This window comes from Pseudoflavonifractor phocaeensis (genome assembly GCF_016901955.1).
Lineage (GTDB): Bacteria > Bacillota > Clostridia > Oscillospirales > Oscillospiraceae > Flavonifractor > Flavonifractor phocaeensis_A.
In genome coordinates, this window is the sequence record NZ_JACJLC010000181.1 from 1 (window position 1) to 1,584 (window position 1,584).

2 protein-coding genes are annotated in these 1,584 nt (G+C 48.2%); both read right to left on the minus strand.

All coding sequences use genetic code 11. The features are described from left to right. Positions 1-216: 216 nt before the first annotated feature. Positions 217-687, minus strand: a complete 471-nt coding sequence (locus tag H6B51_RS16970) for a hypothetical protein (RefSeq protein ID WP_204884773.1) — start codon at positions 685-687, stop codon at positions 217-219. 16 nt (positions 688-703) lie between these two features. Continuing rightward, positions 704-1,309, minus strand: coding sequence for a hypothetical protein (locus H6B51_RS16975; protein WP_204884774.1), 606 nt, complete (start codon positions 1,307-1,309; stop codon positions 704-706). Positions 1,310-1,584 lie beyond the last annotated feature (275 nt).

A 1,584-nucleotide genomic window follows, 5' to 3' on the forward strand; every position in this document is an offset into this window, starting at 1 on the left:
ACTCCATAGCTAACCAGCCAAAGAAGGCTGCGGAGAAACTGTCGGGGAGCGTTGCTATTTCATAGTCACCAAACAGGATATCTGGGATGTGCATGGCTGCATCCAAGCATACGCCGCAGCTCTCACGAAAGAAGTACACAGCGCCGATCAGGGCCAAGCCCAATAAGACTCCTTTAATTACAGCAAGCGGAACTTTCATATATCCACACCATCCCGTCAAACGGATTTGCGCTTCTTCGGTGGAGGCAGCAAAGTAACGGTTTTTGGAATTTCGGCCGGTGCCCATGGGATTTGTCTGTGTGTGCCGTCTATTCGGTCGTGAACATAACGTACAAACCCAGTGCTGTATCGCACGTGAGATAGGACGGTCGCAACATGGGCAAACGGGATATTTCGCAGGTCTGCATATCGGGCTACAAGCTCTGCCATTGTGGCAGATGGATTATCGCGGATGCACATGGAAAGAGTGGCAAGGCCAATGTCAGAGGTATTGCCTTCTTCTGAAAAATAGTAGCTCCCAAATCGTTCTGCTTCGGTGGGCTCCAATTTTCTGAGCATCTCAATCGTTTGCGCTGACAGGTCTGGGTCGTCGGTGACCAGCCTCTTCCCTTCCGCAGACAGGAGTGAATTCGGTAGGTTGAGCCAACTATTCGCCCCGTATCCCAAGGCATTATCGTTTTTAGCCAAAGCTGTTTCTCCCCTTTCAGAAAAGAATTTCTATGTGTTCTGCTTGTTGAATCACATCTTGAGGTAAAAACACTACAGCGATTGGCTGAACACAGTTATTCGGGTCTTCGCTGTATGTGTAGTCCTCATTGATTGGATCTCCTTTCATGACGACAGTGATAGTACCGTCTTCGTCACTGGCCCACATCGCGGCGTACAGGTCTACCGGCACGCCATACGCTTCGGTTGAACAAATGAGGGCGTAGTAACCAGCCTCAAACCAATCGTCCACCAGCGGAACCTGTTCAGGGTCTAACACAGTGATGTTATCGTATTCCTCTAAAAAATTCTGGTACTCTTTGCTGTTATCAATGATGTATGGTTCGTTGAACAGTTTGGTATTCTGTTTTGTTGTCAGGATAGACTTTGAGAATGTCGACCGCATTTCCAAGCCTTCAATCGCCGTTTCAGTGTAATCACCACAGGAAATCTCACCGGGCAGCAGGCTCTTGTTTGGTGAAATGAGGAATATGATTAAAGCACATACTCCAGCTACAGCCAGTGCAGCTCCGCCCACCACAAGGAAGATGCGGGTGCGCTGGTTTTGGAAAAATTCCGTCGCCTTTTCAATCACATATCCCAATGTGGTTCACCTCCGATCAAATCTCACGTATCGCATATATTATACCATATATATTTATTATAGTCAAAATACAAGAGCAGCCGAAAACGGCTGCCCTTGTTTGCAAATGCAGTTTTGCTGTAGGATAGATTTTGCTCACCTGGGGTTATCCAAGTGGCCCTGCTATCCACGCCGATAGTACACCGGCGCATGATCCCGTGTTGCGCTCCACGTTTTCACGCTGCGTCTTTTTCCGCCATACAGCATCACTGCCGTCCTTTGATTTCAGCCGTTTA